This is a genomic window from Mesorhizobium muleiense (assembly GCF_900099905.1).
Classification (GTDB): Bacteria; Pseudomonadota; Alphaproteobacteria; order Rhizobiales; family Rhizobiaceae; genus Mesorhizobium; species Mesorhizobium muleiense.
Window position 1 is genome coordinate 1 of record NZ_FNEE01000059.1, and the last position, 1,330, is coordinate 1,330.

A 1,330-nucleotide genomic window follows, 5' to 3' on the forward strand; every position below is an offset into this window, starting at 1 on the left:
GTGTCCAGTTGATAGATGGGTAACACTTTGAACCGGATACATGGGTTACAGTTTTCCCCCTGTCGTGTCCGCCGCAGCGCCAAGCGGTTTGGTTGGCGCGGCGCTGCGGCGGACAAGCTTCATGCGCCTCGTGTCGAGGATCCCGAGCGGGTGGGCATGGAAGTTGAGCGCCCATTGGCCATCCTCCTCGGTTTCGGTGGCGGCGACCGCTTCGCCGGCCAGCGTCTTGGAAACGTAGACGAAGCCGCCGTTCCACCTGATCTCGCCATTGTGGCGCACGCTGCGCACTGCCGCCTCGGCCGGATAGTCGGGCTCGGGCGGTGTCGCGGGCATGGCGCGCGACGACGGGCGGTAATGCTGCGCCGGGGTGTCCATGGCCAGCGCCTCATGCGGACGCTCCTCATTGTAGTTGCGCCGGAAGGCCTCAAAAGCCTGGCCCTGGGCGGTTCTGTCGGCCTCTGGCGCCTTGGCCAGCGGCAGCATGGTCAGGTGGAAGCGCTCGTGGCGGCCGTTCTGCTGCGGCTTGCCCGGCGCGATCCGCTCCAGCGTGATACCGAGCTTGATGAAGCGCACCGACAGCGGCGTCAGCCCGGTGACGCCGGCCGAGGCGAAAGGCGAGCCATTGTCGCTTCTGAACCGATCCGGCAGGCCATGTTCCCAAAACAGCCGTTCGAACACCGGCCAGGTTTCCTCATCCGCCGTCGAGCCCGTCGCTTCGAGCGCCAAAAGGTAGCGGCACGACGCATCCATCACCGTCAACGGTTCGCAGCGCCACCCGTCACGGGTGCGGAACCAGCCCTTGTGGTCGCCCGTCCACACCGCGTTCGGCTCCTCGGCTGGCGGCCATGGTCCGTTGCCCGCCGCCTTCCAGCGGGCGCGCCGCCGACCGACAAGCCCATGCCGCTCAAGGATCGCGCCAGCCGTCGAGGCCGACGGCCAGGCCAACTCGGGCGCGCTACGCTCGAGCCGCGCCATGATCTTCTTCGGCCCCCACAGCGGGTGTGCCTCCTTCGCCGCAACGATCCGCTCCACCAGATCCACTGCCGTCGCCCGGCCATGATTGAGCGGCGCCCGCGGCCGGTCATGCAGACCTTCCGGGCCGAACTCCCGGTACCGTCCCAGCCATTTGTAGCCGATCTTGCGCGACACCCCGAAGTCAGCACACAGCTGCGTCATCGTCTCATCACCCGCCAGGCACTCCACAACAAACCGAAGTCGTTCATCCATGATGTCAGTCTCTCGCCAAACCATCGCCGGTCCTCCCGGCGAAGGAGAAAACTGTCACCCATGCAATCAGTCCATTCTGTTACCTATCTATCCGGTTCGGACA

General features: G+C 65.9%; 1 protein-coding gene. It reads right to left on the minus strand.

What is annotated here, in order from left to right:
- Positions 1-45 precede the first annotated feature (45 nt).
- Positions 46-1,251: an integrase core domain-containing protein gene (locus BLT09_RS33340; protein WP_091600671.1), complete on the minus strand. Its 1,206-nt coding sequence runs from the start codon at positions 1,249-1,251 to the stop codon at positions 46-48.
- Positions 1,252-1,330: the final 79 nt, after the last annotated feature.

Bases quoted from the DNA above. Each gene is read 5' to 3' on its own strand.
- BLT09_RS33340 (WP_091600671.1), bottom strand. From the start codon at position 1,251: ATGGTTTGGCGAGAGACTGACATCATGGATGAACGACTTCGGTTTGTT.